At 64.5% G+C, this 24460-nt stretch carries 19 protein-coding genes and 1 pseudogene; 17 read left to right on the forward strand and 3 right to left on the reverse strand.

The features are described 5' to 3' along the window. The first annotated feature begins 94 nt into the window (after positions 1 to 94). Positions 95 to 1294: an acyl-CoA dehydrogenase family protein gene (locus E3T31_RS06330; protein WP_134467995.1), complete on the forward strand. Its 1200-nt coding sequence runs from the start codon at positions 95 to 97 to the stop codon at positions 1292 to 1294. Positions 1295 to 1332: 38 nt separating this feature from the next. Then, entirely contained in the window at positions 1333 to 2193 is an 861-nt protein-coding gene (locus E3T31_RS06335) for a CoA ester lyase (protein ID WP_134467996.1), read from the forward strand. 65 nt (positions 2194 to 2258) lie between these two features. On the opposite strand, the gene E3T31_RS06340 is transcribed toward E3T31_RS06335, so the two are convergent. Next, the gene (locus E3T31_RS06340) at positions 2259 to 2942 is read right to left on the reverse strand and encodes a GntR family transcriptional regulator (RefSeq protein ID WP_166789482.1); all 684 of its coding nucleotides are present in this window, start codon (positions 2940 to 2942) and stop codon (positions 2259 to 2261) included. Positions 2943 to 3091: 149 nt separating this feature from the next. Between E3T31_RS06340 and E3T31_RS06345 the strand changes: the two genes are divergently transcribed. From E3T31_RS06345 to E3T31_RS06380, 8 genes are all read left to right on the forward strand, one after another. After that, positions 3092 to 4279 carry a CaiB/BaiF CoA-transferase family protein gene (locus E3T31_RS06345; protein WP_134467997.1) on the forward strand — a complete coding sequence of 396 codons (1188 nt, stop codon included), beginning with the start codon at positions 3092 to 3094 and terminating at the stop codon, positions 4277 to 4279. Next, complete coding sequence (locus tag E3T31_RS06350) at positions 4279 to 5937, forward strand: FumA C-terminus/TtdB family hydratase beta subunit (RefSeq protein ID WP_134467998.1); 1659 nt, start codon at positions 4279 to 4281, stop codon at positions 5935 to 5937. The genes E3T31_RS06345 and E3T31_RS06350 overlap by 1 nt, the downstream gene beginning before the upstream one ends. Positions 5938 to 5957: 20 nt before the next feature. Continuing rightward, positions 5958 to 7361, forward strand: a complete 1404-nt coding sequence (locus E3T31_RS06355; RefSeq protein ID WP_166788405.1) for an MmgE/PrpD family protein — start codon at positions 5958 to 5960, stop codon at positions 7359 to 7361. A 33-nt stretch (positions 7362 to 7394) separates the two neighbouring features. After that, positions 7395 to 8549 carry an MFS transporter gene (locus E3T31_RS06360; RefSeq protein ID WP_206750309.1) on the forward strand — a complete coding sequence of 385 codons (1155 nt, stop codon included), beginning with the start codon at positions 7395 to 7397 and terminating at the stop codon, positions 8547 to 8549. A gap of 35 nt (positions 8550 to 8584) precedes the next feature. Then, positions 8585 to 9520 carry an NAD(P)-dependent oxidoreductase gene (locus E3T31_RS06365; protein ID WP_134468001.1) on the forward strand — a complete coding sequence of 312 codons (936 nt, stop codon included), beginning with the start codon at positions 8585 to 8587 and terminating at the stop codon, positions 9518 to 9520. Next, positions 9513 to 9929 (forward strand): carboxymuconolactone decarboxylase family protein, encoded by a 417-nt coding sequence (locus E3T31_RS06370; RefSeq protein WP_134468002.1) that lies wholly within the window; start codon positions 9513 to 9515, stop codon positions 9927 to 9929. Before E3T31_RS06365 ends, E3T31_RS06370 begins: the two co-directional genes overlap by 8 nt. A 64-nt stretch (positions 9930 to 9993) precedes the next feature. Further along, positions 9994 to 11085: a tartrate dehydrogenase gene (locus E3T31_RS06375; RefSeq protein ID WP_174844854.1), complete on the forward strand. Its 1092-nt coding sequence runs from the start codon at positions 9994 to 9996 to the stop codon at positions 11083 to 11085. Then, positions 11082 to 12263 (forward strand): mandelate racemase/muconate lactonizing enzyme family protein, encoded by a 1182-nt coding sequence (locus E3T31_RS06380; protein WP_134468003.1) that lies wholly within the window; start codon positions 11082 to 11084, stop codon positions 12261 to 12263. The genes E3T31_RS06375 and E3T31_RS06380 overlap by 4 nt, the downstream gene beginning before the upstream one ends. A 108-nt stretch (positions 12264 to 12371) precedes the next feature. On the opposite strand, the pseudogene E3T31_RS06385 reads toward E3T31_RS06380, so the two are convergent. Further along, a pseudogene (locus E3T31_RS06385) lies at positions 12372 to 12629 on the reverse strand (LysE family transporter); the annotation flags it as partial. 53 nt (positions 12630 to 12682) lie between these two features. Further along, complete coding sequence (locus tag E3T31_RS06390) at positions 12683 to 13498, reverse strand: hypothetical protein (RefSeq protein WP_134468005.1); 816 nt, start codon at positions 13496 to 13498, stop codon at positions 12683 to 12685. Between E3T31_RS06390 and E3T31_RS06395 the strand changes: the two genes are divergently transcribed. The 7 genes from E3T31_RS06395 to E3T31_RS06425 all read left to right on the forward strand — a co-directional run bounded on the left by E3T31_RS06395 (position 13479) and on the right by E3T31_RS06425 (position 24294). Next, on the forward strand, positions 13479 to 13784 hold the full coding sequence (locus E3T31_RS06395; RefSeq protein WP_134468006.1) for a hypothetical protein: 306 nt from the start codon (positions 13479 to 13481) through the stop codon (positions 13782 to 13784). The genes E3T31_RS06390 and E3T31_RS06395 overlap by 20 nt on opposite strands. 513 nt (positions 13785 to 14297) lie before the next feature. After that, a complete protein-coding gene (locus E3T31_RS06400) occupies positions 14298 to 14531 on the forward strand; it encodes a helix-turn-helix transcriptional regulator (RefSeq protein WP_134468007.1) in 234 nt (77 codons plus the stop codon). Further along, a complete protein-coding gene (locus tag E3T31_RS06405; RefSeq protein ID WP_166788407.1) occupies positions 14524 to 15810 on the forward strand; it encodes a type II toxin-antitoxin system HipA family toxin in 1287 nt (428 codons plus the stop codon). Before E3T31_RS06400 ends, E3T31_RS06405 begins: the two co-directional genes overlap by 8 nt. Positions 15811 to 16095: 285 nt before the next feature. Continuing rightward, positions 16096 to 16710 carry a uracil-DNA glycosylase gene (locus E3T31_RS06410; RefSeq protein WP_134468009.1) on the forward strand — a complete coding sequence of 205 codons (615 nt, stop codon included), beginning with the start codon at positions 16096 to 16098 and terminating at the stop codon, positions 16708 to 16710. Positions 16711 to 16786: 76 nt separating this feature from the next. Continuing rightward, positions 16787 to 17515, forward strand: a complete 729-nt coding sequence (locus E3T31_RS06415; RefSeq protein WP_166788408.1) for a nuclease-related domain-containing protein — start codon at positions 16787 to 16789, stop codon at positions 17513 to 17515. Between the two features lie 302 nt (positions 17516 to 17817). Beyond that, entirely contained in the window at positions 17818 to 20943 is a 3126-nt protein-coding gene (locus E3T31_RS06420) for a DUF3427 domain-containing protein (protein WP_134468011.1), read from the forward strand. A gap of 567 nt (positions 20944 to 21510) precedes the next feature. After that, on the forward strand, positions 21511 to 24294 hold the full coding sequence (locus E3T31_RS06425) for a UvrD-helicase domain-containing protein (RefSeq protein ID WP_134468012.1): 2784 nt from the start codon (positions 21511 to 21513) through the stop codon (positions 24292 to 24294). Positions 24295 to 24460 lie beyond the last annotated feature (166 nt).

Below are 24460 nucleotides of genomic sequence, written 5' to 3' on the forward strand. Positions count from 1 at the left end.
AAGCGTAATGAGGGCAGTGAATGTCTCCGGCGATTTTACAATATATTATGTACTCTCGTAGCAACGCGCCTCCAGGCGCTCGACAAGGAGCTCCATGCCAGACCTGCTCGACACCGCACCGGCCACTCGGCAGGCCTCACCCGATTTTTCGGTCGACGAGATCCGCCAATTCACCCGAGACCTCTGCTCCGGCTTTCCCGACGAGTATTGGCGTCAGAGCGACCGCGACCGCAGCTACCCGCAGGAATTCGTGGAGACCCTCACCCGGGCCCGCCTGCTCAGCGCCCTCATCCCCAGCGAGTACGGCGGCCTCGGCTACTCCCTCACCCAGGCCAGTGTGATCATGGAAGAAATCAACCGGTCGGGCGGTCATTCCGCCGCCTGTCACGCCCAGATGTACATCATGGGCGCGCTGCTCCGCCACGGCACAGCAGCGCAGAAGGCCGAGTATCTGCCGGAGATCGCGGCCGGCCGGCTGCGACTGCAGGCGTTCTCGGTCACCGAGGATGTCGCTGGCCTGGACACCACGAGCATTCTCACCCGCGCCGAGGTCGATGGCGATGATTTCGTGATCACCGGCCACAAGAACTGGACCAGCCGCATCAACGACTCCGACCTGGCCATGGTGCTGGCCCGCACGAGCGACCGGGGCGCCGACAAGACCGTGGGCCTCACCCTGTTCCTCGTCGACCTGCGCAAGGTTCGTGCCGAGCAGCCGCACACCCTTGAAACCATCCCGGTGCGCACCATGTTCAACTACGCCACCAACCAGGTGCACTACCGCGGCATGCGGGTGCCCAAAAGCGCGGTGATCGGCGAGGTCGACCGCGGTTTCCGCTACGTACTGGACGGCTGGAACGCCGAGCGCATCCTGCTGTCGGCCGAGGCCATCGGCGACGGCTACTGGTTCAGCGCCCGGGCCAGCGCCTACGCGAACAGCCGCGAGGTCTTCGGCCGCCCGATCGGCAGCAACCAGGGCGTGCAGTTTCCCATCGCCGACGCCTACATGAAGGTGCGCGCGGCCGACCTGATGCGCTACGAAGCCGCCCGCCTCTTCGATGCTGGCGAGCCGTGCGGCGCCGAGGCCAATATGGCCAAGCACCTCTCCTCGGAGGCCAGCTGGGCCGCCGCCAACGCGTGCCTCGACACCCACGGCGGTTACGGATTCGTGGACGAGTACGACGTGGAGCGCAAGTTCCGCGAGACACGCATGTTCCAGACCGCTCCGGTGAGCAATAACCTGATCAAGAGTTTTGTGGCCACCAAGGTGCTCGGCCTGCCCCGCTCATACTGAGCGCCACCGATCTCGTGCCGATCAACTCAGGAGACACCATGCCCCGTACCACCACGGCCAGCGCCGTCACCGCCCTGTTCGTGCCTGGCGACCGGCCAGAGCGCTTTCGCAAGGCCACCGGTTCAGCGGCCGATGTCGTCATTATCGACCTCGAAGACGCCGTCGCGCCCGAGTCCAAAGCGGATGCCCTGGCCGCCATTCTCGAGCACCTTGCCGCCGGCCCCGACCCGGTTCGCGCCCTCGTGCGCGTCAACGCCGAGGGGGCCGTGAGCCTGCCCGCGGAGCTCGCAGCTCTCCGTGACCTCGCCGCGCGGCCCGGCCACGGTTTGCTCGGCCTCGTCGTGCCCAAGGCCGAAAACCCCGAGCTGCTCCGCGAGGTCGCGGCCGCGTTTGCCGGGGTCGCCGGGCCGCCGCTCGCGCTCGTGGCGCTGATTGAGTCCGCCGCCGGCGTGCAGAACGCGCCCGAGCTGGCCCGGGTGCCGGGCGTGACTCGGTTGGCCTTCGGCGCCATCGACTACGCCCTCGATATCAACGCCGGTGCTGGCGACCGCGTGCTCGACTACGCGCGGTCGGCTATCGTCGTCGCCTCGCGCGCGGCCGGCCTCGATGCGCCGCTTGACTCGCCGAGCGTGCACATTAGTGACGCCGGGGCAGTGACCGATTCGGCCGCCCTCGCCCGGCAGTTCGGCTTCGGCGGCAAGCTCTGCATCCACCCCGCCCAGCTCGAACCGGTGGCGGCCGCGTTCCGCCCCACGCTGGCCGAGATCGACTGGGCACGCAGCGTGATGGGCGCCACCGGGGGTGCAGCGCAGGTGAACGGGCAGATGATCGACCGCCCGGTCACCGCACGGGCCGAGCGCATCCTCGCCCGCCGCGGGGCAGAGGCCGCGCAAGCGTGAACGTGTCCGGGCGGTGCGCCCAGCGCAACATACGGCATCCGTCGCCCCGGCCGACGAGCCGCGCGTCAGTCGTTGGCGATGTCGAACGGGTCGGCGGGCGGCTTGCCGGTATAGCGCGCGTTCAGGGCGATGAAGCTGCGCGACACGTGATGCTCGAGGGCCAGCCCGGCCGCCTCGGCGTCGCCGGCGCGCACGGCCTCGAGCATAGCCCGGTGCTCGGTTTCGGAGTCTTCGGACGGCTCGGGGGAGTCGAGTAATAGGTCCCACGGGAATACGCGCCAGAGCACGTCGATCTCTTCGACCAGACTCGGAATACCGCACCGCTCGTAGAAGAAGAAGTGGAAGCGCTTGTTCAGCTGGCGGGCGGCATCCGAATCGTGCCGGGCTGTCGCCGCGTTCAGCTCGGCGAGCAGCAGTTCGGCTTGGCGCAGTTCGAGCGGGGAGAGTCGGATCGCCGCGCGCCGCATAGCGTAGCTCTCGGTGAGCCGACGAATAATATAAGTCGCTTTGGCCCGCTCGAAATTGATGCCGGCCACCCGCACTCCGCGCCGAGGTTCGCTCACCACGAGGTTCTCGGCTTCGAGGGCGCGCAGCGCCTCGCGCACCGGGGTGATGCTGCTGCTGAACTGGCGGGCTAGTTCATCTTGGGGCAGCTTTGCGCCGCGGGGCAGATTTCCGCTGAGAATTAGGCGTCGCAGTTCGTCGACGATCTGATCCCGCTTTGTGGGGGGCGCCTCGGTGATTCCCATCAGATTTCCTTGCATTTTTCGCGGGGTGGCGGTCCAAGGCTTCACTCTATCCGAACCGCATCCACCGGACGAGGGGTAGATGCCTCCGTTTCAAAATGATACATTGTTTAGAGAATCATGCATTTTATCGTCAGCGTTGAAGGTTGAATATGTCCCAGACTCTGCCCCTCGAGGGCATCACGGTGATCTCCTGCGAACACGCCGTAGCTGCTCCCCTGGCCACCCGCCACCTCGCCGACCAGGGTGCCAGGGTGATCAAGATCGAACGTCCAGGCACAGGCGATTTCGCCCGCGGCTACGATGAAACGGTGAACGGGCTGTCCAGCCACTTCGTCTGGCTCAACCGCAACAAGGAGAGCCTCGCCCTCGACCTGAAACGGCCAGAGGCCTTGGCGATAATGCACGAGCTGCTTGCCACCGCCGACGTCTTCGTGCAGAATCTGGCACCGGATGCGGCGGCTCGCCTCGGTCTCGGCGCCGCCGAGTTGCGCGAGCGCTACCCGACCCTGATTACCTGTTCCATCAGCGGATATGGCAGTAGTGGTCCCTACCGAGACGCCAAGGCCTATGACCTGCTGATTCAGAGCGAGGCCGGACTCGTCGCGATCACGGGCACTGCGGAGGCTCCCGCCAAGACTGGTATTCCTACGGCGGATATTGGCGCTGGCATGTACGCCCTCTCCGGAATTCTCACCGCCCTGTTTCACCGCGAGCGCACCGGTGAAGGGTCAGAGATCGAGGTGAGCCTCTTCGATTCCGTGGTCGAGTGGATGGGCTTTCCCCTTTACTACACCGAATACGGCGGAACCGCCCCGGCCCGTGCCGGCACCAGCCATGCGTCGATCGCCCCCTACGGCACGTTCCGGGCCGGAGACGGCGTGGACGTCGTGCTCTCGGTGCAGAATGACCGCGAGTGGGCGTCGTTCTGCGCCGGTGTGCTGGAACGGCCGGATCTGATCAACGACGAGCGCTTCGCCACCAGCAGTGTGCGCCTGACGCACCGCACCGAGCTGCATGCCGTGGTCGATGCGGTCTTCGCCTCCCACGATGGGCCGGAGATGGAACGCCGCCTCGCCGAGTCGACGGTGGCCTTTGCACGTCAGCGCGAGGTGAAAGACGTCCTCACTCACCCGCAGCTCAGCGCGCGAAACCGCTGGCGCACCGTCGAGACTTCGGCTGGACAAGTGCGGGCTTTGCTCCCGGCCGTGACCGTGGTGGGGCAGGCGGCGCGCATGGACCGGGTGCCCGACGTGGGTGCCGACACCCGGTCGATCCTTGGCGCCCTCGGCTACAGCGCCGCCGCCATCGACGAGCTCACCGGCGCGGGCGTGCTGTGATGGCTGAGTTCAGCTATGTCGACCAGTTGCCGCTCGGCCCCACCGACACCCCGATGCGCCGCCTCGACGTGGCCGGCTACAGGGTGCGCGGCAGCGGAGAGGAGGCCGTGCTCGAGGTAGACCAGTCCGCGATCGAGGCCCTCGCCGATGCGGCCTTTTGCGACCTGGCCCACTTTCTGCGTCCCACCCACCTGGCCCAGCTGCGCCGCATCATCGACGACCCGGAGTCCTCGGCGAACGACCGATATGTGGCACTCGACCTGCTGCAGAACGCCAACGTCGCCTCCGGCGGAGTGCTGCCCATGTGCCAGGACACCGGAACGGCCATCATCTCCGCCAAGCGGGGCCATCGGATTCAGACCGACGGAACGGATGCTCGCAGCCTCAGCCACGGCGTCTATCAGGCGTACCAGGACCTCAACCTGCGCTACTCCCAGATGTCCCCGGTCGATATGTGGACCGAGGCGAATACGCAGAACAACCTGCCCGCGCAGATCGAGATCGGCCTCGGGCAGGGGCTGGAGTACGAGTTTCTCTTCATGGCGAAGGGTGGCGGCAGCGCCAACAAGTCCTTCCTCTATCAGGAGACCAAGTCGATCCTCGACGAATCGAGAATGCTCGAGTTCCTGAAGGCGAAGATCGAAAGCATCGGAACCGCGGCCTGCCCGCCGTACCATCTCGCCGTCGTGATCGGCGGAACCAGCGCAGAATTCGCCCTGAAAACCGCCAAGCTCGCCTCGGCCCACTATCTCGACACCCTGCCCGAGGAGGGCAGCGACGCTGGACACGGCTATCGCGACCAAGACTTCGAGCAGAAGGTGTTCGAGCTCACGACCCAGCTCGGTTTCGGCGCCCAGTTCGGCGGAAAGTACTTCTGCCACGACGTGCGGGTGGTGCGCCTGCCGCGCCACGGCGGCTCGCTGCCCATTGCGATCGCGGTGTCATGCTCGGCCGACCGTCAGGTCCTCGGCCGTATCACCCCGGAGGGGGTGTTCCTCGAAGAACTCGAACGCGACCCGGCCCGGTTCATTCCGAGCACCGGGCTGGCAGAAATAACGGACGCGTCGGCATCCGTTGCCATCGACCTCACGGTGCCCATGGCGGAGATTCGCGCCCAGCTCAGTGCCTGCACGGTGAGCATGCGGCTCTCACTGACCGGCACACTCATCGTGGGTCGCGACATCGTGCACGCGAAGATTCGCGAGCGGATTGCGCGCGGCGAGGGCGTGCCCGACTACCTGCTCAAGCACCCCATCTATTACGCCGGCCCGGCCAAGACGCCGGAGGGAATGCCGTCGGGGTCGTTTGGGCCAACGACGGCCGGCCGCATGGACGGCTACGTGGCCGAGTTTCAGGCGCTCGGGGCCTCGCTGGTGATGCTCGCCAAGGGCAACCGCTCCGCCGCCGTCACCGCCTCCTGCCACGCCAACGGCGGGTTCTACCTCGGCTCGGTGGGCGGCCCGGCCGCGCGGCTGGCGCAGGACTGCATCCGCTCGGTCGAGGTCATCGACTACGCCGAGCTCGGCATGGAAGCCGTCTTCCGCGTGGAGGTCGAGAACTTTCCCGCCTTCCTGGTGGTCGACGACAAAGGAAACGACTTCTTCCAGAAAGACGACCGCACCTTCGTGGGACTCAGCCCCACCCGCCTGCTGCCGTGATTGCTATGAAAGGCACCGACATGAGTACCGTCTCACACCGTCTCGCCGCCCACGCCGTGGCCGACCACACAGTGTCGCCCGAGCTTGCAGAGTGGATGCGGCTGCTGCTGCTCGACTACCACGCCATCACCGGCGGCGGGTTTCACCGCGACTCGGCGGTGGCTGCCCGCGCTGCCGTCGAAATATCGGAGCAGCCGACGGCCTTCTTCTCGGCCGCCCTGCACGGAGTGGATGGAGCTGGTACAAGCGGCTTCGCCACGGTGGAAAGCGCCGCCCTGGTGAACGGCATCACCGCACACGGCCTCGAACTCGATGACACCTTCGAGGAGTCCTCGCTGCACCCCGGCGTCGTCATCTTCCCGGCAGTGCTCGCTCTCGCCAGCACGCGGCAGTCGCTCACCGGTGAGGTACTGCGGGCCGCCATCGTGGGCTACGACGTGATGTGCACGGTGGGCGTGCTGCTCGGTGCCCGCGAGAGCTACGGGCGCGGCTTTCACCCCACGGGGGTGGCCGGCTGCCTCGGTGCCGCGGCGGCGGCGGCCCGGCTGCTCGGTCTCACGGTGGAGCAGACGGCGCATGCCCTCGGACTGGCGGCGAACATGGCGTCTGGTTCGCTCGAATTTCTGGCCGACGGCTCCTGGACCAAACGGCTCAACGCCGGGCATGCCGCGGCCACGGGTATTCGCGCTGCGAAGCTCGCCGCCGCCGGATTCACCGCACCGGCCACGGCCATCGAGGGCCGAGACGGCTTTCTCGTGCAGTATGGCGCGGGCGTGGTCGAGGGCCGACAGCTGGCGCTCGAATTCGGCCGTAGCGCGCTCGACACCTCGATCAAGTTCTACCCCTGCTGCCGCTATATGCACGGCAACATCGATCTGCTGCGCGACATTCGCGAGCAGAACCCTGAGCTCGGCATCGACGATGTCGCACGCATCCGAGTCGGCGTGATCCGGGCCGGTGCCTCGCTCGTTTCTGAGCCCGCGGCACGCAAACTCGTGGTCAACACGCCGGTGGACGCCCAGTTCAATATGCCGTTCGGCGCGGCGGTCGCGCTCGCAACCGGGCGCGCCACTGTCGACCAGTTCGACGACGCACCTGCCGTGGCCGCGGAGCTCATGGAGTGGATGGAAAAGGTCGAGTGCTATCGCAGCGACTCGCTCGAGGCCGCATTCCCGGCTCGGTGGCAGGCCGAAGTGCAGGTTGTGCTCCGAAACGGAACCGTGATCGAGAAGAGGGAAAATTCCTTCCGTGGGGCGCCGGGCGACCGGGCAACCTGGGCCGACATCGTGCAGAAGGCGGAAGGGCTGATCGGGGCGCCCGCGGCGAAGGCACTGGCCGCAAGCGTGTCCGAGCTCGACGACTCCACAGTGCTCGGCGGAGGCGTAGCAGTGTCCAGAGATACCCTCACTGCCTCTCGTGCGTAAGTGATGCGCCGGCGCGAGTCGGGCTCCCGTGCGGTGGTGCTCGCGGTGGGCGCCACCATCACTGGCGGGCTGCCGGTGTTCTTGCTTGGCGCCCTGTTCGTGCAGATCCAGCGCGATGTGCCGGCGCCACAGTGGGTGCTCGGCGCGGCGGTGGCCAGCTACTGGGGTGCGGCCGCGGTGATGTCCCTGCTGGCCGGCCGGCTTGTGTCGTGGTCGGGTATCCGCTCGGCGACCCTGCTAGGGGTGGTCATCGGCGCGCTGAGCCTGGTGGGCAGCGCGTTCCTGGTACCGTCGTGGGCCTGGCTGCTGGTGTGGGCCGGAGTGGGCGGGGTGTCCAATGGCATCAGTCACCCGGCGGCGAATCAGCTGATCAACCTGCGGGTGCGGCGCGGCATGCTCGCGACCGCGTTCGGTATCAAGCAATCGGCGATCCCGTTCTCCGCGTTCCTGGCCGGGCTGGCCGTGCCCGCGCTCGCGCTCACTTTGGGGTGGCACTGGGGATTCGGTCTGGCGAGCCTGTTCGCGCTTGCGGTGGGCGTGCTGTTCTGGTGGTCGGTGCCGCGCGGGGAGCTCTCGCGCCATCGACGAGGCGGCTCACACGTGCCGCTGACGCCGGCGCTGATGAAGTACCTGCTGCTGATGACGAGCGTCACCACGCTCTCCGCCGCGGCCACCGGCGCCGTCACCGCGTATGCGGTGATCACCGGCATCGAGCGCGGCCTGCCGCTAGCGTGGGCGGGCATCCTCTTGAGCGTAGGCGGTTTGCTCAGCGTCACCGTGCGCGTCATCGTGGGACGGATCGCGGATCGAGCGAACAGCAAATTCGCGCTCGCGACCGTGGCCACCATGATGTGCGTCGGCGGCGTGGGGGTGCTGCTCATGGCCGTCGACACCCAGTGGACCTTCGTGGTGGGCATGCTGCTGGCTCTCGGCATTGGCTGGGGCTGGCCCGGACTCACCCACTTTGTGGTGTCCCGCGTGGCCGGTCCGGCTACGCCAAGCGCGACGGGCATCATGCAGATCGGTACCTACATCGGCAGCGGTGCCGGACCGCTCGCATTCGGCCTGCTCTACGCGGCGGTGCCCGAGGTAGCGCTGTGGATCATTGTGGGCGCGGTGCAGATCCTGGCCGGATACATCGCCGTGGTGCTGGCTCGAACCACTCCGCCCCCGGTGCCCGTGGCCTGAGCACTGTACTTTTCCACACTGTCAAAGGAGACATTATGACCACACTGTTCATCGGCCTCGGCAAAATGGGCGACCCGATGGTTCGCCGCTACGCGCCCGGTCGTGACGTGCTGCTCTACGACGTGGATGCGGCGGCGAGCGCCACGCTCGCCGCCGCGGTGGGCGGTCGGGCACTGGCCGGGCTCGAGGAGCTTCCGGTGGGCATCCGCACGGTGATCCTGATGCTCCCCAACAGCCGCATCGTCGAATCCGTCGTGGTAGCGCTGCTCGCCCAGCTCGAGCCCGGTGCCCTCGTGATCGACATGGGCTCGTCGGAGCCGGCGAGCACGCAACGGCTGGCCGCGCAGGCCGCTTCCGCCGGGATCGCGTTCGTGGATGCCCCGGTGTCCGGCGGGGTGGCAAAGGCCAGCATCGGGGAGCTGTCGATCATGGTGGGTGGGCTCGCGGCTGATCGGGAGCGGGCGATGGAGCACCTGGCTCCGCTCGGCACCCGCATCACCGTGGTGGGGCCGAGCGGGTCCGGGCACGCCGCGAAGGCGCTCAATAATTTATTGTCGGCCACCAATCTCGCGGCTGCGGCCGAGATCTTCACGGTGGCGCGCAGCTTCGGCATCGACGCTGCGGTAATGCTGGACGTAGTGAATTCGTCGACCGGGCGCAGCCAGGCCACTGAGGTGAAGTACGCCAAACACGTACTGAACGGCACGTTCGATTCCGGTTTCTCGCTCGACCTCATGCTCAAGGACGTGGCGATCGCCCAGGCGCTCGGTGCCGGAATGAGCACGCCGATCACGGACACGACCGTGGGGGTGCTCGCCGAGGCCCGCCGGGTGCTCGGTGACCCCGTGCCGTTAGACCACACTGTGCCCTTAGACCACACCGAGGTCGTGCGTTATGTCGAAGTCGTCAACCAGGTCGAGCTTCGATCCATAGCAATTCGATCCGAATCAGAAGGAGCAGTTCATGTCTGAGAACCCGCAGGACTACATCGACCAGATGGCCCGCAAGCGTGGTTATGTGCTCGATTACCACAAGGTGATGGCGAAACAGGATTTTCCGGTGCTGCAGGCCGCGAACCACCTGGTGTCGGCCGCGTACCTCGACCAGCGCACCCTGGACCGGCGCACCAAGGAGCTCATCTTCATCGTGAGCCTCACGGTGATGCGCGCGGCGAAGGGGCACATCCAAAGCCACATCCGGGTGGCTCTGGACCTCGGGGTGTCGGCGACCGAGATTCTGGAAGCGATCGAGATCTCGCTGCCCGAGGCTGGAATCGTAGCGTTCCAGGGCGGGTTCGAGGCCTGGCGCGAGGTGGTCGGTGCCGACGGCATCGAGCCGACCGTGAGCGTGCACGAGGGTGGTTCGGGCGCCGGCGCCTAAGAAATGTGGCGCATTCAGATCTTCACCCTTCCCAAACGAACTATCCAAACTCGGAGGTAACCCCATGACCATTCCCACCCACCGCATCGCCGTCATTCCCGGCGACGGAATCGGCACCGAAGTGATGCCCCCGGCACAGCGCCTGCTCGAGCTGGCCGGCCACCGTTTCGGGTTCGCCTTCGAATGGCAAAATTTTGACTGGAGCTGCGAGTACTACGCCCGCACCGGCGCCATGATGCCCGCCGATGGCATCGAACAGCTCGCCGAGTGCGACCAGATCCTGCTCGGCGCGGTCGGGTTTCCCGGTGTACCAGACCACGTCTCGCTGTGGGGCCTGCTCATACCCATCCGCCGCGCCTTCCAGCAATACATCAACCTGCGTCCCATTAAGCTGCTCCCGGGCATTGAAAGCCCACTGCGCAAGGTGCCCGCCGGGGGCATCGACTTTCAGGTGGTGCGCGAAAACAACGAGGGCGAGTACTCCGAAAGCGGCGGTCGCCTCTACCGCGGCCTGCCGCAGGAGGTCGCTATTCAAGAATCGATCTTCACCCGATTCGGCGTGACCCGAGCCATGAACTATGCCATCAACCTCGCCGAACAGCGCGAGGGACGACTCGCCAGCGCGACCAAGTCCAACGGCATCATTCACACCATGCCGTTCTGGGACGAGATTCTGCGCGAACTCGGGCAGGAGCATCCGTTGCTGGAGATCTCGGAATACCACATTGACGCCCTCGCAGCCTTGTTCGTGCTGGACCCGGGCCGTTTCGACGTGGTCGTGGCCTCCAACCTGTTCGGCGACATTCTCACCGACCTCGGCGCGGCCATTATCGGCAGCATCGGCATCGCGCCCTCGGCTAACCTCAACCCCGAGGGCGAGTTCCCCTCGATGTTCGAGCCCGTACACGGCTCGGCACCCGACATCGCCGGCCAGGGCAAAGCCAACCCGCTCGGCCAGGTCTGGGCCGCGTCGATGATGCTCGACCACCTCGGCCACTCCGAAGCGGGCGCCGCGCTCGTGGACACCATGGGCCACGTGCTGCTCGAAACGGATGTGCGCACCCCCGATCTCGGCGGACGCGCCACCACCGAGGAGGTTTCCGACGCCCTCGCCGATGCATTCGCTACCGTGACCGCCGAGGCTGTGCTGCGATGAGAATCGTCGACGTACGCGAAGAGACCATGCCGATCAGCTCGCCGATTCGCAACGCTTTCATCGACTTCAGCAAGATGACCCTGAGCGTGGTCGCCGTTGTCACCGACGTCGTGCGCGATGGCCGCCCGGTCGTGGGCTATGGCTTCAACTCCAACGGGCGTTACGGCCAGGGCGCCATCATTCGCGAGCGTCTGTTGCCGCGCCTGCTCGAGGCAGACCCGGCCGACCTGCGCGACCCGGTGCGCGACAACTTAGACCCGGAACGCATCTGGAACACCATGATGACCAACGAAAAGCCCGGCGGGCATGGTGAGCGATCCGTTGCGGTGGGCGCGGTTGACATGGCCGTCTGGGATGCCGTGGCCAAGATCGAGGAGAAGCCGCTGTTTCAGCTGCTGGCCGAGCGTTTCGGTACGGGAACGCCCAACCGTGAGGTCTTCGTCTACGCCGCCGGCGGCTACTACCAGCCCGGGCGCGGCCTCACCGGCCTGACCGATGAGATGCAGAGCTATTTCGACCGCGGCTACACCGTAGTGAAGGCCAAGATCGGCGGAGCGCCGCTGGCCGACGACCTGCAGCGCATCGAAGCCGTGCTGGGCATGCTTGAACCGCATCAGCGACTGGCCGTAGACGCCAACGGTCGTTTCGACCATGCGACCGCCGTGGAATACGCTCGGGCGCTCTCGCAGTACGACCTGTTCTGGTACGAAGAGCCCGTCGATCCCCTGGACTTCGAGGCGCAGGCGGCGGTTGCCGCCGCCTACGACAAGCCCATCGCTACCGGCGAGAACCTGTTCTCCATGCAGGACGCCCGCAACCTCATTCGCTACGGAGGCCTGCGACCCGAGAAAGACTGGCTGCAGTTCGACTGCGCGCTCAGTTACGGGCTCGTGGAATACCTGCGCACCCTCAATATGCTCGAGCAGAACGGATGGTCCCGCTCGCGCTGCATCCCGCACGGCGGCCACCAGATGTCCCTCAACATCGCGGCCGGCCTCGGCCTCGGTGGTAACGAGAGCTATCCCGACCTGTTCCAGCCCTTCGGCGGTTTTCCTGATGGATCGGAAGTAGTAAACGGCTTCATCACGATGCCGAACCTGCCCGGGATCGGCTTCGAGGGAAAAGCCGACCTGTACTCGGTCATGCGGGCGCTGGGGGAGCCGGCGCTCGCGTTGTAGGGAACCGGTCGGGCGGAGGCTTGCTCGGCGATCCGCGCGGGGACCCGACGACGACCGGCTGGCTCATTCCGAGAGCGCTGATGGTCAGGCGCGCCCGGGTATACCCGCTCAGTGCACCAGTGCCAGCAGCAGCGCGACGGATATGAACAGCAGGCCGAACGTGCGGTTGAGAATGAGCTGGCCGCGAGTGGTGTTCGTGAAGCGCTGGAACGATCTCGCCGCCACCGCGAAGAACAGCCACATCACGACGATGTCGATCAGTACTACGCTGACGGTCAGTACGAGATATTGGGGGCGCAGCGGCTGTTCCGGCTGGATGAACTGCGGCATGAACGCGAGGAAGAAGACGAGAGCCTTGGGGTTGAGATCCCGGCCGAGTCCCGGCCGGCTGCTAGCGAAGCCGTCGTCGTCGGTACTGCCTAGTCGCGGCCAAACAGGTTGCCAAGTGCCGAGAGGCCGGGGATCTCAAAGTTCGACCGCAGATCTTTCACCTGCTCGCCCAGCCCGGTCGCATACTCGCCCGCCCCGTCGGTGACGCCCTGGGTGACTCCCTCAAGACCGCCGGTGACGCCCTCGAGTCCGCCGGCGAGACTGCCGGTGACGCCGTCGAGTCCGCCGGCAAGGTTCTCGAAATCGACGCCCAATCCCGCCGCCTGTTCCAGAAGAGGCCCGGCCACAGTGCTGAGCACCGCGCCACCGGCGACGGCGGCGAGTAGCCCGCCGGCCCCGGCCCCGAGCCCGACAGCGGCTCCGGCCAGAGCGCCGCCGACTCCTCGGCCGGACGGCTTCGCGAACAGTTTCTTCAGGAACCCGGGATTCTGGGCTTCGCCGCGGGTGGCCGACCGGGCCAGGTCGTCCGGGCTGGACGATGCCGGGTATTCGTTGGCGGGCAGCTCTGCGCGCAACTGGGAATTGACCTCGTCGCGTTGCGTCGGAGTGAGCCGCGCGAACGCGTCGCGGTGCACCTGCTCGAGCTGCTGCGGCTGCGCGGTCTGCAGCAGGTAGTCGTAACGGGCGATAGCCGCGCGGTCTTGCGCGCTCACGTTCGAACCAGCAAGGGGAGCTGCACTGCGCTGCTCGTTGTTCGCCGGGGGCCTGCTGTCTCCGGTGACCTTGTCGGCTGCGGTGCGCACCATCGCGCGCCAATCCGTCTTGCCTGACCCGCTGGAGGACGGCTGCCCTTTCTGTTCAAGGGCCTTGGATGCCATGCTCAGAATGCGCTGGAAATTGCTCATTGGGGCCCTTCGGTTTGGCTGGGGTTTCTATTGTGCCCAGCCAAACCTGAGCAAAGCCTCCCAGCCGCCCCCGCCACACGGCGACGATGCGCAAGCGGCCGCCGACGCGAAAGCTCTCGCCGCCCAGCGGGCCGCCGAGCAACCGTATGTTGCCCCCTACGTCGCGCCCTACGTTGCGCCCGCCGTCCCCAGCGTCGACAACTACACCGGATGCCGCGCCTACGGCAACAACGGAACCTTTGTTGATAACAAGGGTCGCCGCTACACCAAGATCCCCTGCCCCTAATCGAGTCTGGCAAGACTCCTTACTTCGGCTCAGGGTTTGTCCTGGTTACCTGACCCGAGGCTCAGCGCGAAATCGTTCTCGGGCTTTCGGAAGTTCGGTGCGGATCTCTCGACTCGGAAGAACAGAAAAGGCGGCGGCTGCGGTCATGTATAGAGTCGACGATGTGTGGTCTCGAATGTGTACACATTCGTGACGATCGCGCTACGGCCGGGTTCCTGGGGTGTCCAGCTGCGTTCGGTGCTGTCAGGGACCGACCCCATGGCATCCGCTGTGCGCCTTGTATATCTCTGTGTATCTTGTGTAATTCCTGAGGCCTGTGTACCGGCCAACGCCAACGCCAACGCCAACGCGCTCGACGCTAGCCGCGATATCTGGGCAGGACGCTGGAGTCGATTCTCGCGGAGCATGCGGTCTAAGAGCCGTATTACCGAAAGGTAATTGCACGCCCATCATTACCTTTCGGTAATCGAATGCTAGGCTACTACCGTTCGGTAATACTGCAGCGGAGGTGCGATGATCGCTCAAATTCGGTCGGCGGTTGACCTCGGCGACTTCACGCGGCGCATCCGTCTTCAGCACGGTATGACCCAGCGGCAATTGGCGGTGGCCCTCGGCACAACCCAGCGCTACGTCTCCGAACTCGAGGCCGGAAAGCCCAAGAGGGCTGATGAGAGGTACTTCGAGATTCTGGCCAGGCTCGGAATTGCCCTCTCGGCGCAGTCGACGTCGCCGGTCGATGATGAGTGACCTCGCCCTGCGCGTCGAGCTCTATGGCGTACACATCGGCGACCTCACCCGCGCATCCCGGGGTCGCGCCCTGTTCGACTGGAGCAACGACGCCCTCGCGCGGTGGCCCCTGCGTTCGACGCCGCTGTCGGCCTCCCTCCCCGTCGGCACGTCACATGTCGACACCACGGAGTCATTCTTCGGCGCACTGCTGCCGGAGGGGCGCTGGCTCGACTTACTGGCCAATGCGCTCCAGGTGCGCAGCAACGACCTGATCGGCATCTTCGGTGCTGTCGGGGCAGACCTCATCGGCGCGCTCACGATCGGCGCGGGCCGCGTGACAGGGCAACCCCGACTGCTCGAGGAGTCCGAACTCGTGCAGTTGCTGAGCCAGGCGGCCGGCTACATTCTTGGCGGCGGCGGTTCCGCGCTGCCCGGCTTCCAACGAAAACTCGCCCTCACCCGTTCTGATGGCCGCTGGATCGCGGGTAACGGTACGAAACCCTCCACCCACATCCTCAAACCGGTCTCCGAAGAAAATCGCCATCTCGTCGAGGGTGAGAACTACGTGTTGGGTGTCGCTCGGGCGCTCGGCCTCCTTCACTTCGATTCGTGGGTGGACACGATCGGCCAGACGCCGGTGCTGGTCGTCGAGCGCTATGACCGACGAATCACGAATTCCAGCATCGAGCGAATTCATCAGGAGGACTTGGCGCAGGCGTTGGCGCTCCCGTGGGGCGGGGACGACAAGTTCGAGCGCAGCAACCGCGGTGCCAGCCTGGCCGCGATCGCTTCGGTGCTCGACCGCGACCGCAGCATCTTCGACCGCACAGAACCAGACCGCGAGAAGCTGCTTCGATACACAGTGCTCAACGTCGCGGCTGGCAACACCGACGCGCACGCGAAGAATTTTTCGCTCCTCCGCTTTGATGATGGCCGCTCACAATTGGCTCCCTTCTACGATGCCGCGCCGCTCGCTCTCGGGTTTGAGGCACCGCTGGAGATGGCGATGTCCATCAGCGGCGAACGCGTCATCACGCGGGTCACTCTCGATCACCTGGTCGATGAGGCCCGTGCCTGGGGCCTCGAGTCTTCGCGCGCCCGAGAGGTCATCGCTCAGACCCTGGACGCCGTGATTGCAGCGACGCGGGAGTTGCCCGCGCACCAGTCGATTTCGAAACACGTGCCGGGTTACATTCGTGGCCAGGCGCAGAATCTGGCGGCGGGTAGGCCTGCGCGCATCACAACGCCGATGCCTCCGATCCTGATGCCCAGACTGGGCACGCCTCCGTCCGATTGAGCGGCAACCGTGATCGGCTCGCCCAATTCACCAGCGGATGATCCCCGTTGCGTCAGACACTGGCTAAAATGACCGGGCTTTTCGCCCGGCTCACTGCGGGTTCGCGCCGCTATCGCACTCACGCGAAGCTCAATCGTGAGCACGGAGGGACTCTTACTTCTGAACGCGCGAATGACTCTCGCCCCCTTGCCGGCTAGTGACCGACTAGCGACCCGCGCGTCAGTCGGGCGGCCCAAACACCCGGGTAGCCTCGCGAACTGCAGCAACCCCGGGTACATTCACCCCATGACCCGACGCATGAAGGAACCCGCCTACCTCGCTGAGCAGGTGAAGCATCGTTTCGATCGGCACATCAAGCCGATCAACGACTACGTCGACCAGATCAGCACGCCAGACCTCTGGGTTCCTTACGTCGCACCGATCCACGGTGGCAATAACGCTCGCGTACTCTCCGTGCTGCGCGATCCAGGCCCTGCCACACGCAAAGACAAGGGCAGTGGGTTCATCAGCATCGAAAACGATGACCCAACCGCTGAACGGCAGTGCGCGCGCTTCGCGTCAGTCGGCGTTAGTGCCTGCGATATTCTGCCGTGGAACGCCTACCCCTGGTTCATCAATCGCGCCCCCAAGGCCGCCGAGTTAGAGGCCGGCGTTGACACCATCCTCGAAATGCTCCACCTGGCACCAGCCGTGCAGGTCGTGCTGCTTCAGGGCGGAGACGCCCTCAGATCGTGGCACCGGGTGCTGCGGCGCGCGCCGAATACGGCCAATGAACTCACCGTCATCTCCACCTACCATCCGGGAGCTCAGGCGCTCTGGCACAGAGATCCGGCCGAGCGCATCCGGCGTGCAACACATCAAGTGGATGCCTACCAGCACCTCGCCGCGGTTCTCGCCTAGCGCAGACTGGCTCGGTGTCGGATTCGCTAAAGTGGCACTAATCATCGGGGGATGAATGACAACACAGCTACCGGGCATGCGCCATCGAATCGCCGCCCAATCGGTCATCGAAGAGCTGCTCCACCAGCAGCTGTCGATGCCGCCGCGCACGCGCTTCGCCCGGTTCTGGGGCGTCTCCCCGCTGGCCGCTGACAGCGTCGCCTGGTACCGCGGCGCCCAGGGCGAGATCGAGGTCGGCAGAATTCTCAGCCGGCTCCCGCCCGAGTGGCGAGTCTTCCACGCTCTCCCCATCGGCGAAGCCGACGCCGATATCGACCACCTCGTGATCGGCCCCGGCGGCATCTTCACCATCAATACCAAGCACCATCGCGGCAAGAAGATCTGGATCGCCGAACGGGCGTTCCTGGTCAACGGCCACAAGCAGCCCTACCTTCGCAACTCCAAATTCGAGGCCACACGCGTCACCAAAATACTTCACGAGCGGATGCCACAGCTCCCGCCGGTGCAGGCCGTGATCGCGCTGGTCAGCCCCGCGTCGATCACGATCAAGAAGCAGCCCGAGGAAGTGAAAATCTTGGATGCGTACAACTTGCGGCGTTGGCTTCTGAAACGGCCCGTAATTCTTGCCGAAGCGGAACTGGTCGAACTCGCGGCGATCGTCGATGCGCCGGAGACCTGGTCTGCCGCCACGTCTGCACTCCCCCCCCCCCGAACTTTATGGCGCAGTACACCAAGCTGGATGGCGAGTTTCGATCTGCGCTCGTTCGGCGCATCAGCTGGAAGCTGCTCAGCATTGCGACGGTGACCGCAATCGGAGTATTCGTTGCTCTTCCACAGCTAATAACGCTGGCGGAGAACGTCACTGGAAATTTCTGATGCCACAAAGGAACCGGAATTTGTGCCAGCCACGGGCCTGAGAGACTGCGCCCGAACACCAAGGTGGTGCTGGACGGAGTCCAATGCCTGGTCGTTGCTATGGTCGTAGGCAGAAGTACCAGGCGCTAGAAATACTTGGGGGATTGCCAACATGAGACGTGTGCGTGCGAGAACGAGCCGCGACCATGAGCCTGCACGGGCCGACCTCGCGGATCCTCGGAAAATTACCCAATGACCGAACCGATGCCCTTCGGGCTCTATGAGACGCTCATTACCGGTTCCCTGACGAGTGAACTCACCGTACGCGCCGAGACTGCAAGAAAGACGACCGATAAAATCGTCGACGCGGAGGCCCCCGAGTTCCTCGCCCGATTCATCGCCCATGCCGCCCGTCGGGCGCTGACCGGCATCGATCCCGCTGATCGGGTTGCGCTCGTCAACCGCGTGCTCGCCGACCTGCAGTCCGATGAATCTTTTGAACCCGGGGAGTTGCGTCAGCTGCTCCAGCTGAGCGCTCCCGGCGCCGGCGCAAAAGCGATCGAGCGCCCGGCGACAGCGCTGAGCGATTCGGCCCTTCTCACAAACGCTCGAGACGAGCCCAGTCTGGGCGCTGAATTGCGGGCCGAGCTTGCGAGCGCAGATGAGGTGGACCTTCTCTGCGCCTTCGTGCGCTGGCACGGCATCCGTGTTCTCGAAGACGCTCTCATCGAACTTCACGATCGCAAGATTCCGTTCCGAGTCATCACGACGACCTACGTGGGAGCGACCGAGCGCAAGGCACTGGACAAGCTCGTGGCCAAGTATGGCGCTGAAGTGCAAGTGAACTATGAGACCCAGTCCACCCGCTTGCATGCCAAGGCGTGGCTTTTTCGGAGGAAGACCGGTTTCAACACGGCGTACGTCGGGAGTTCCAATCTCTCCCACTCCGCCCTCGTGGACGGGCTGGAGTGGAACGTACGGCTCTCGCAGATCAGCACGCCGGCGCTCATCCATAAATTTTCGGCGACGTTCGACAGCTATTGGAACGACCCATCGTTTGAGAATTACGATCCGGACCGCGATTCCGAACGCCTCGACATGGCATTGGGGCGCAGCGCGAATTACGGCCGTGGCGATTCCATCGACCTCTCGAACATTGAGGTCCGACCGTACCCGTACCAGCAGGCGATGCTGGAATCGCTCGAGGCCGAGCGAAACGTGCACGGTCGCCACCGAAACCTAATTATCGCCGCGACCGGTACCGGCAAGACGATCGTCGCCGGGCTCGACTACCAGAACCTGCTTCGGGCCCGTGGTTCTGACCTGAAGATCCTGTTCGTCGCTCACCGGAAGGAGATCCTTGAACAGACACAACGAGTCTTCCGCCAAATTCTCATGGACGGCACCTTCGGGGAGCTGTTTGTCGCCGGGGGCAAGCCCGAGCGGTGGAACCACGTTTTCGCGAGTGTGCAGTCCTTGAACTCCTACGGGGTAGAGAACATCCATCCCCAACACTTTGACGTGGTCATCATCGACGAATTCCATCACGCCGAAGCGAAGACCTACCGGCGCCTGCTGGAACACCTCCAGCCCAAGGAACTGCTCGGTCTCACCGCCACGCCGGAGCGCGCGGATGGTGTCGACGTCAAGAACGATTTCTTCGCCGGCCGTGCCGCGGCCGAACTCCGGCTCTGGGACGCCCTCGAAGCTGACATTCTGGTCCCGTTCCACTACTTCGGCATCTCAGACGACGTCGATCTCAGGTCAGTTGAGTGGAAGCGAGGTAGTTACAGCGACGCTGGCCTCGACGCGGTCTACACGGGTAACGATGCTAGGACCGCCAAGATTTTGGTGACGCTGGCGGACAAAGTGACGGACGTTCACCAGATGCGAGCAATCGGATTTTGCGTCTCCGTAGCCCACGCCGCGTACATGGCACGCAAATTCAATGAGGCGAATATTACGTCGGCATGTGTTACCGGCGCGACTCCGTCGGCGGAACGCGAAGAGACACTGCGTCGGCTACGCCACGGCGAGATCAGCTGCATTTTCGCGGTGGACGTGCTCAATGAGGGACTCGACATTCCGGTCGTCGACACGATCCTGATGTTGCGCCCCACTCAGAGCCCGACGATTTTTCTGCAGCAGCTCGGACGTGGATTAAGACGTGCGCAAGGCAAGGCAGTTTTGACCGTGCTCGACTACATCGGTCAGCACCGCCGCGAATATCGTCTCGATACGCGCTATCGGGAGTTGACGGGCTTTGGCCGCAGCCGTCTGAGGCGCGAGGCCGCGGCAGGGTTCCCGTTTTTGCCGTCGGGGTCGCAACTTGTGTTGGACCGGGTTGCGCGCAAGGTCGTCCTGGAAAGCATCAGCTCGCAGCTCAAATTCAAGAAAGACGTCGTTGCGGACATCCGCTCACACGCATCGACCCGTCCGTCGGTACACGAATACCTGCTCGCGGAGTACCTCGAAGACGCCGAGCGGGGGATTCGCGAGATCTATAGCAGGTGGACCTGGACCGATTTGTCCCGAGAGGCCGGTTTGAGTGGGCCGACTGGTGACGACGCAGTCATGTCTGAAAGCGAGGAACAGCTTCTCAAACGGATGGTTGCCTTCGTGCACGTCGACGACCCCGAGCGAGCGGATGCCTACACTCGGCTCTCGACACCGGGGTGCCCTGCCTACGCGGAGCTGTCCGTCCGGGACCAGCGATATGCGCGCATGCTTGTCTTCACTTTGTGGCCGGACGGTAACAAGTTCGCGTCTTATGAGGCTGCGTTGATTCAGCTTCGGGCCACGCGGACTGTCTGCTCGGAGATTCAGCAGATCGTGGCCTTTAGCGCGGATGCCTCCCGGCGGGTGCCGCTCGCCCTCGGGAAGGGGCTGGAAGACGTGCCGATGTTCAGCCACGCTTCGTATCGCCGGGAAGAGATTCTGGCAGCACTCGGCTACGCAAACTTGGAGACGGGCGGCCGCGTCGACAGCCACCGTGAGGGTGTGGCCTGGTGCGCCGAGACGTTGACTGATGCCCTACTCGTGACGCTCCATAAGTCCGAAAAGGACTTTTCGCCGAACACGATGTACCGCGACTATGCCCTCAACGCCTCCCGGTTCCACTGGGAATCTCAAAATGGGACGACCGTCGAGAGCGCGACTGGAAGCCGCTATATAAATGGCAGGCCCGGCGGTTCAAACGTTCTGCTCTTCACCCGCCACGACGGTAAGGACGACGAGGGAATGGTCGGCACGTACACCTGTCTTGGTCGCGTCAACTACCTCAAGCATGCAGGCGAAAAGCCGATCGCCATCACCTGGGACCTCCAACGAGAAATGCCCGCCGACGTCTACGTGAGCGCTAGCGCCGTCCCTCGATGAGCGATCTGCGGGCCTGTCGGCGGGGATCAAGACCGTGGCGCTCTGATGCTCCAGAACCTCCCTAAATCGGCCCTGTCCGAGGGCCGCGGGACGCCACAATGTGTCGCTACAGTTCGGATTACGCGCAAATGCCCCATGTCCGATAGGTCGCTGTTTCACGGAAACGTGCGGTGAGCAGACAACGCCGGGATGAATCCGACGTGACAGAGATGTAGTAACCCGGAGGTCGACCATTTTCTCGTCCATGATTGCATCGCAATTTGCAGGGATCGCGTCAGTAATGTTGTGGGCTGGCATCTTGTCGTTCGTCGCTTCTTGGTTGCTTGATGGTGTCGTACAGGTGCTCCGGAGCAACTGTCTGAAACTTTTCTGGATGGCGCTGGGTTTTAGCGTTCTCGTGGCCGTAACGCGGTATTTCTCCCAGCAGTACGCGTTGAATGCGTCGAACGTTCCTGCGGAATCAACCGCGGCAATGAACTCCTTGGCTCAAACAATCCTGAGGTTTACGATTCCGGTAGCCCTCATTGCTTTTACCGCACGTACGATCAAGCTCTTGATCAGGTCTCGATGACCAACGACGCACTCCCAACCTGGCAGCCATCCGCCTGGGGCAAGGCCCTCACCAGCTCCGGCGACTGGAAACTCGCCCTCGACGGCGGCACCCTCACGGTCACCCTGGGCGGCGTCCCTATCGTGACCGCGGTCGAGGACGTCGAGATTCTCACCGTCACCCGCGGCCTGCTCTGGAGCCGGATCGAGCTGCACGTGGGGGAGTGGGTGAGTCGGCTCTACGGCATCCGCTCGAAGGATGCTGCCGCGTTTGAACGAGCCTTCGCCGCGTCACTGAAGGCGCTGCAACTTCGGCAGCTCACCGCGGAGTTCGATGCGGTGGCTCACCGAGCGATGCTCTGGCTAAACGAATTCACTGACGCGCTCGCGATACACCTGCAAATCAAGGGCTGGATCACCACCGGATTCAGCACGAACTGGGCCGCCAGCAAGGCTGCCGTCGGGTTCAGTCAACTGCTCGACGACGAGGTCTTGCGCCGTCACATTGACGCCCAGACCGACGGCATCGCCGCTACGATTGCGCACTGGTCAGAAGACGTGCGCGCCGTCATCGCGCGTGAAAACCAGAGCCACCTCGAGCGTGAGACGGATGAGTGCCGCGAATTCTTCGACAACGTGGAATCCTCGCCGCTGACCCCAGAGCAGACCCGCGCCGTGATCTGCTTCGACAACCGCATGCTGGTCGTCGCCTCGGCGGGCTCGGGCAAAACCTCCACCATGGTCGCCAAGGCCGGTTACGCCCTGCACCGCAACCTCATTCCGGCCGACAAGATTCTCATGCTGGCCTTCAACAAGGAGGCGGCCAAACAACTGCAACAACGCACGCGCGACCGCCTCGGACCGCTCGGTCTCGATGCCGACAAGGTCGTCGCCCGCACTTTTCACGCCTTCGGGCTCGAAATCATCGGCCAGGCCACCGGGCGGAAGCCGTCATCGGCGCCCTGGCTCGACGGCGGCGGTGACATCGAACAGCTCTGCCTGATCGTGGATCGGCTGCGCGCGACCGACGTCGTGTTTCGCTCGGAGTGGGACTTCTTTCGCGCCGTGCTTGCCCGCGATTACCCGGATGATGACGGGGCGAAGTCCGATTCCGGTGAGGGTTTCAAAACGTCGCAGGGTGAAACCGTCAAGAGCGCCGGAGAGCGCATGATCGCCGACTGGCTGTTCTTCAACGGCGTTGACTACGTCTACGAGCAGCGCTACGAAATCGAAACCGTCGACGCAGAGCACGCGCAGTACCGGCCGGATTTTTTCTACCCGGCCATCCACGCGTACCACGAGCATTGGGCAATTGATGCCGATGGGTTGTCGCCGTTCGAGGACTATCTCGATGGTGTGGCATGGAAGCGGCGCATCCATCGCAGCAACGGCACCACCCTTCTGGAAACGACCATGGCGGAGCTCTGGGGCGGAAACGCCTTGACCAACTTGGGTCACGAACTGACGGAGCGTGGTAGCACGCTGCAGCCGGACGCTGGTCGCCTCGCCGTAGGCCAGAAGCCCGTCGAAAACGCCCTTCTGCTCGGTACCTTTCGCACCTTCCTCCTGCACGCAAAAAGTAACTGTCTCACCGACGAACAGCTCAGCGCTCGCCTGGCCGAACAGGCTCATGGCCCCGTGCGTTACCGCGATGCGTCGTTTCTGCGACTATTCGCGGTAATCCGCCGAGAATGGAACGAGAAACTCCGGGCGGATGACTGCATCGACTTCGAAGACATGCTCACCCTTGCCGCGCAGCACCTCGAAAACGGCGATTGGGAGAGCCCCTACGAACTCGTGATGGTCGACGAGTTTCAGGACGCCAGCTTCGCCCGCGCCCGTTTGGCTCGGGCGCTCGTCGCCGCACCTGGCCGCCACCTGTTCGCGGTCGGTGATGATTGGCAAAGCATCAACCGCTTCGCGGGAGCCGACCTCTCGGTCATGACCGGCTTCGAGAGCTGGTTCGGCCCGAGCGACGTCATGCGCCTCGAGCGCACCTTTCGGTTTCCGCAATCCATAGCGGATGTCTCCAGCACCTTCGTTTTGCAGAATCCGGCGCAAATCACCAAGAGCGTCGTTTCGTCGACCGCCGAGTTCCCACCCACGGTGGAGATCATGACGGTGCAAGCCGATAAGGCCGTAGCGGCCGGCATCCGTCATCGTTTGACTGAGCTGCACGGCCGGGTGGCCAGCGGCGCCATCCCCAGTGCGAACGGGCGCACGGTGTCGGTGCTCGTGCTCGGTCGATACCGCCACCAAAGTAGTTATCTGGACGGCTGTAAACACCTCTCTGACCTGCTCGAGATGTCGTTCACGACCATCCACACTTCAAAGGGAGGGGAGGCTGATTACGTCGTGATTGCCGGTCTGGTGTCGGGAAAGTGGGGATTTCCGAGCACTATTCCCAACGATCCGGTGTTGCGCCTCGCTATGCCGCAGGCCGAAGAATTTCCGAAGGCTGAAGAGCGGCGCCTGTTTTATGTTGCGCTGACCCGCGCCCGGCGCAGCGCATTGCTGGTCACCATCGACAAACGTGAATCCCGCTTCGTGATGGAGCTCATTCGCGACCAGGGCGTGCTGCGCACCAACGCGATCGGCGAGGAATTGAAGTCCATCGTCTGCCCGCGCTGTGGTCGCGGGTTCATGGTTGAGCGCACCGGTAAGCGCGGCCCCTTTCTTGGCTGCGCCCGCTATCCGCGCTGCAAGACGACGCTGGCGCTCGACGGCAGCGAATCGGTGCCGGTCGTGAAGCCGGTCGGCGGGTACCGCAAGCCGTTCACGCCGCACCGTCGCAACCGCTGACACCCGGTTATCCGGTGACATTGTCTTTCGCGAACGGTTATGACCAACTGCTTGAGGCGGCGGCCTGGCCCCTGGTGGGCGTGGCCGCAATGTGTGCGGGGCAACGACTGGTATGTGTGGACCGCCAGCGGTGTTGGTGCCGCAGTCCTCGTGGCACTTTTCGTGC

Source organism: Cryobacterium sp. TMS1-13-1, assembly GCF_004403125.1.
In the GTDB taxonomy this organism is placed as follows: domain Bacteria; phylum Actinomycetota; class Actinomycetes; order Actinomycetales; family Microbacteriaceae; genus Cryobacterium; species Cryobacterium levicorallinum.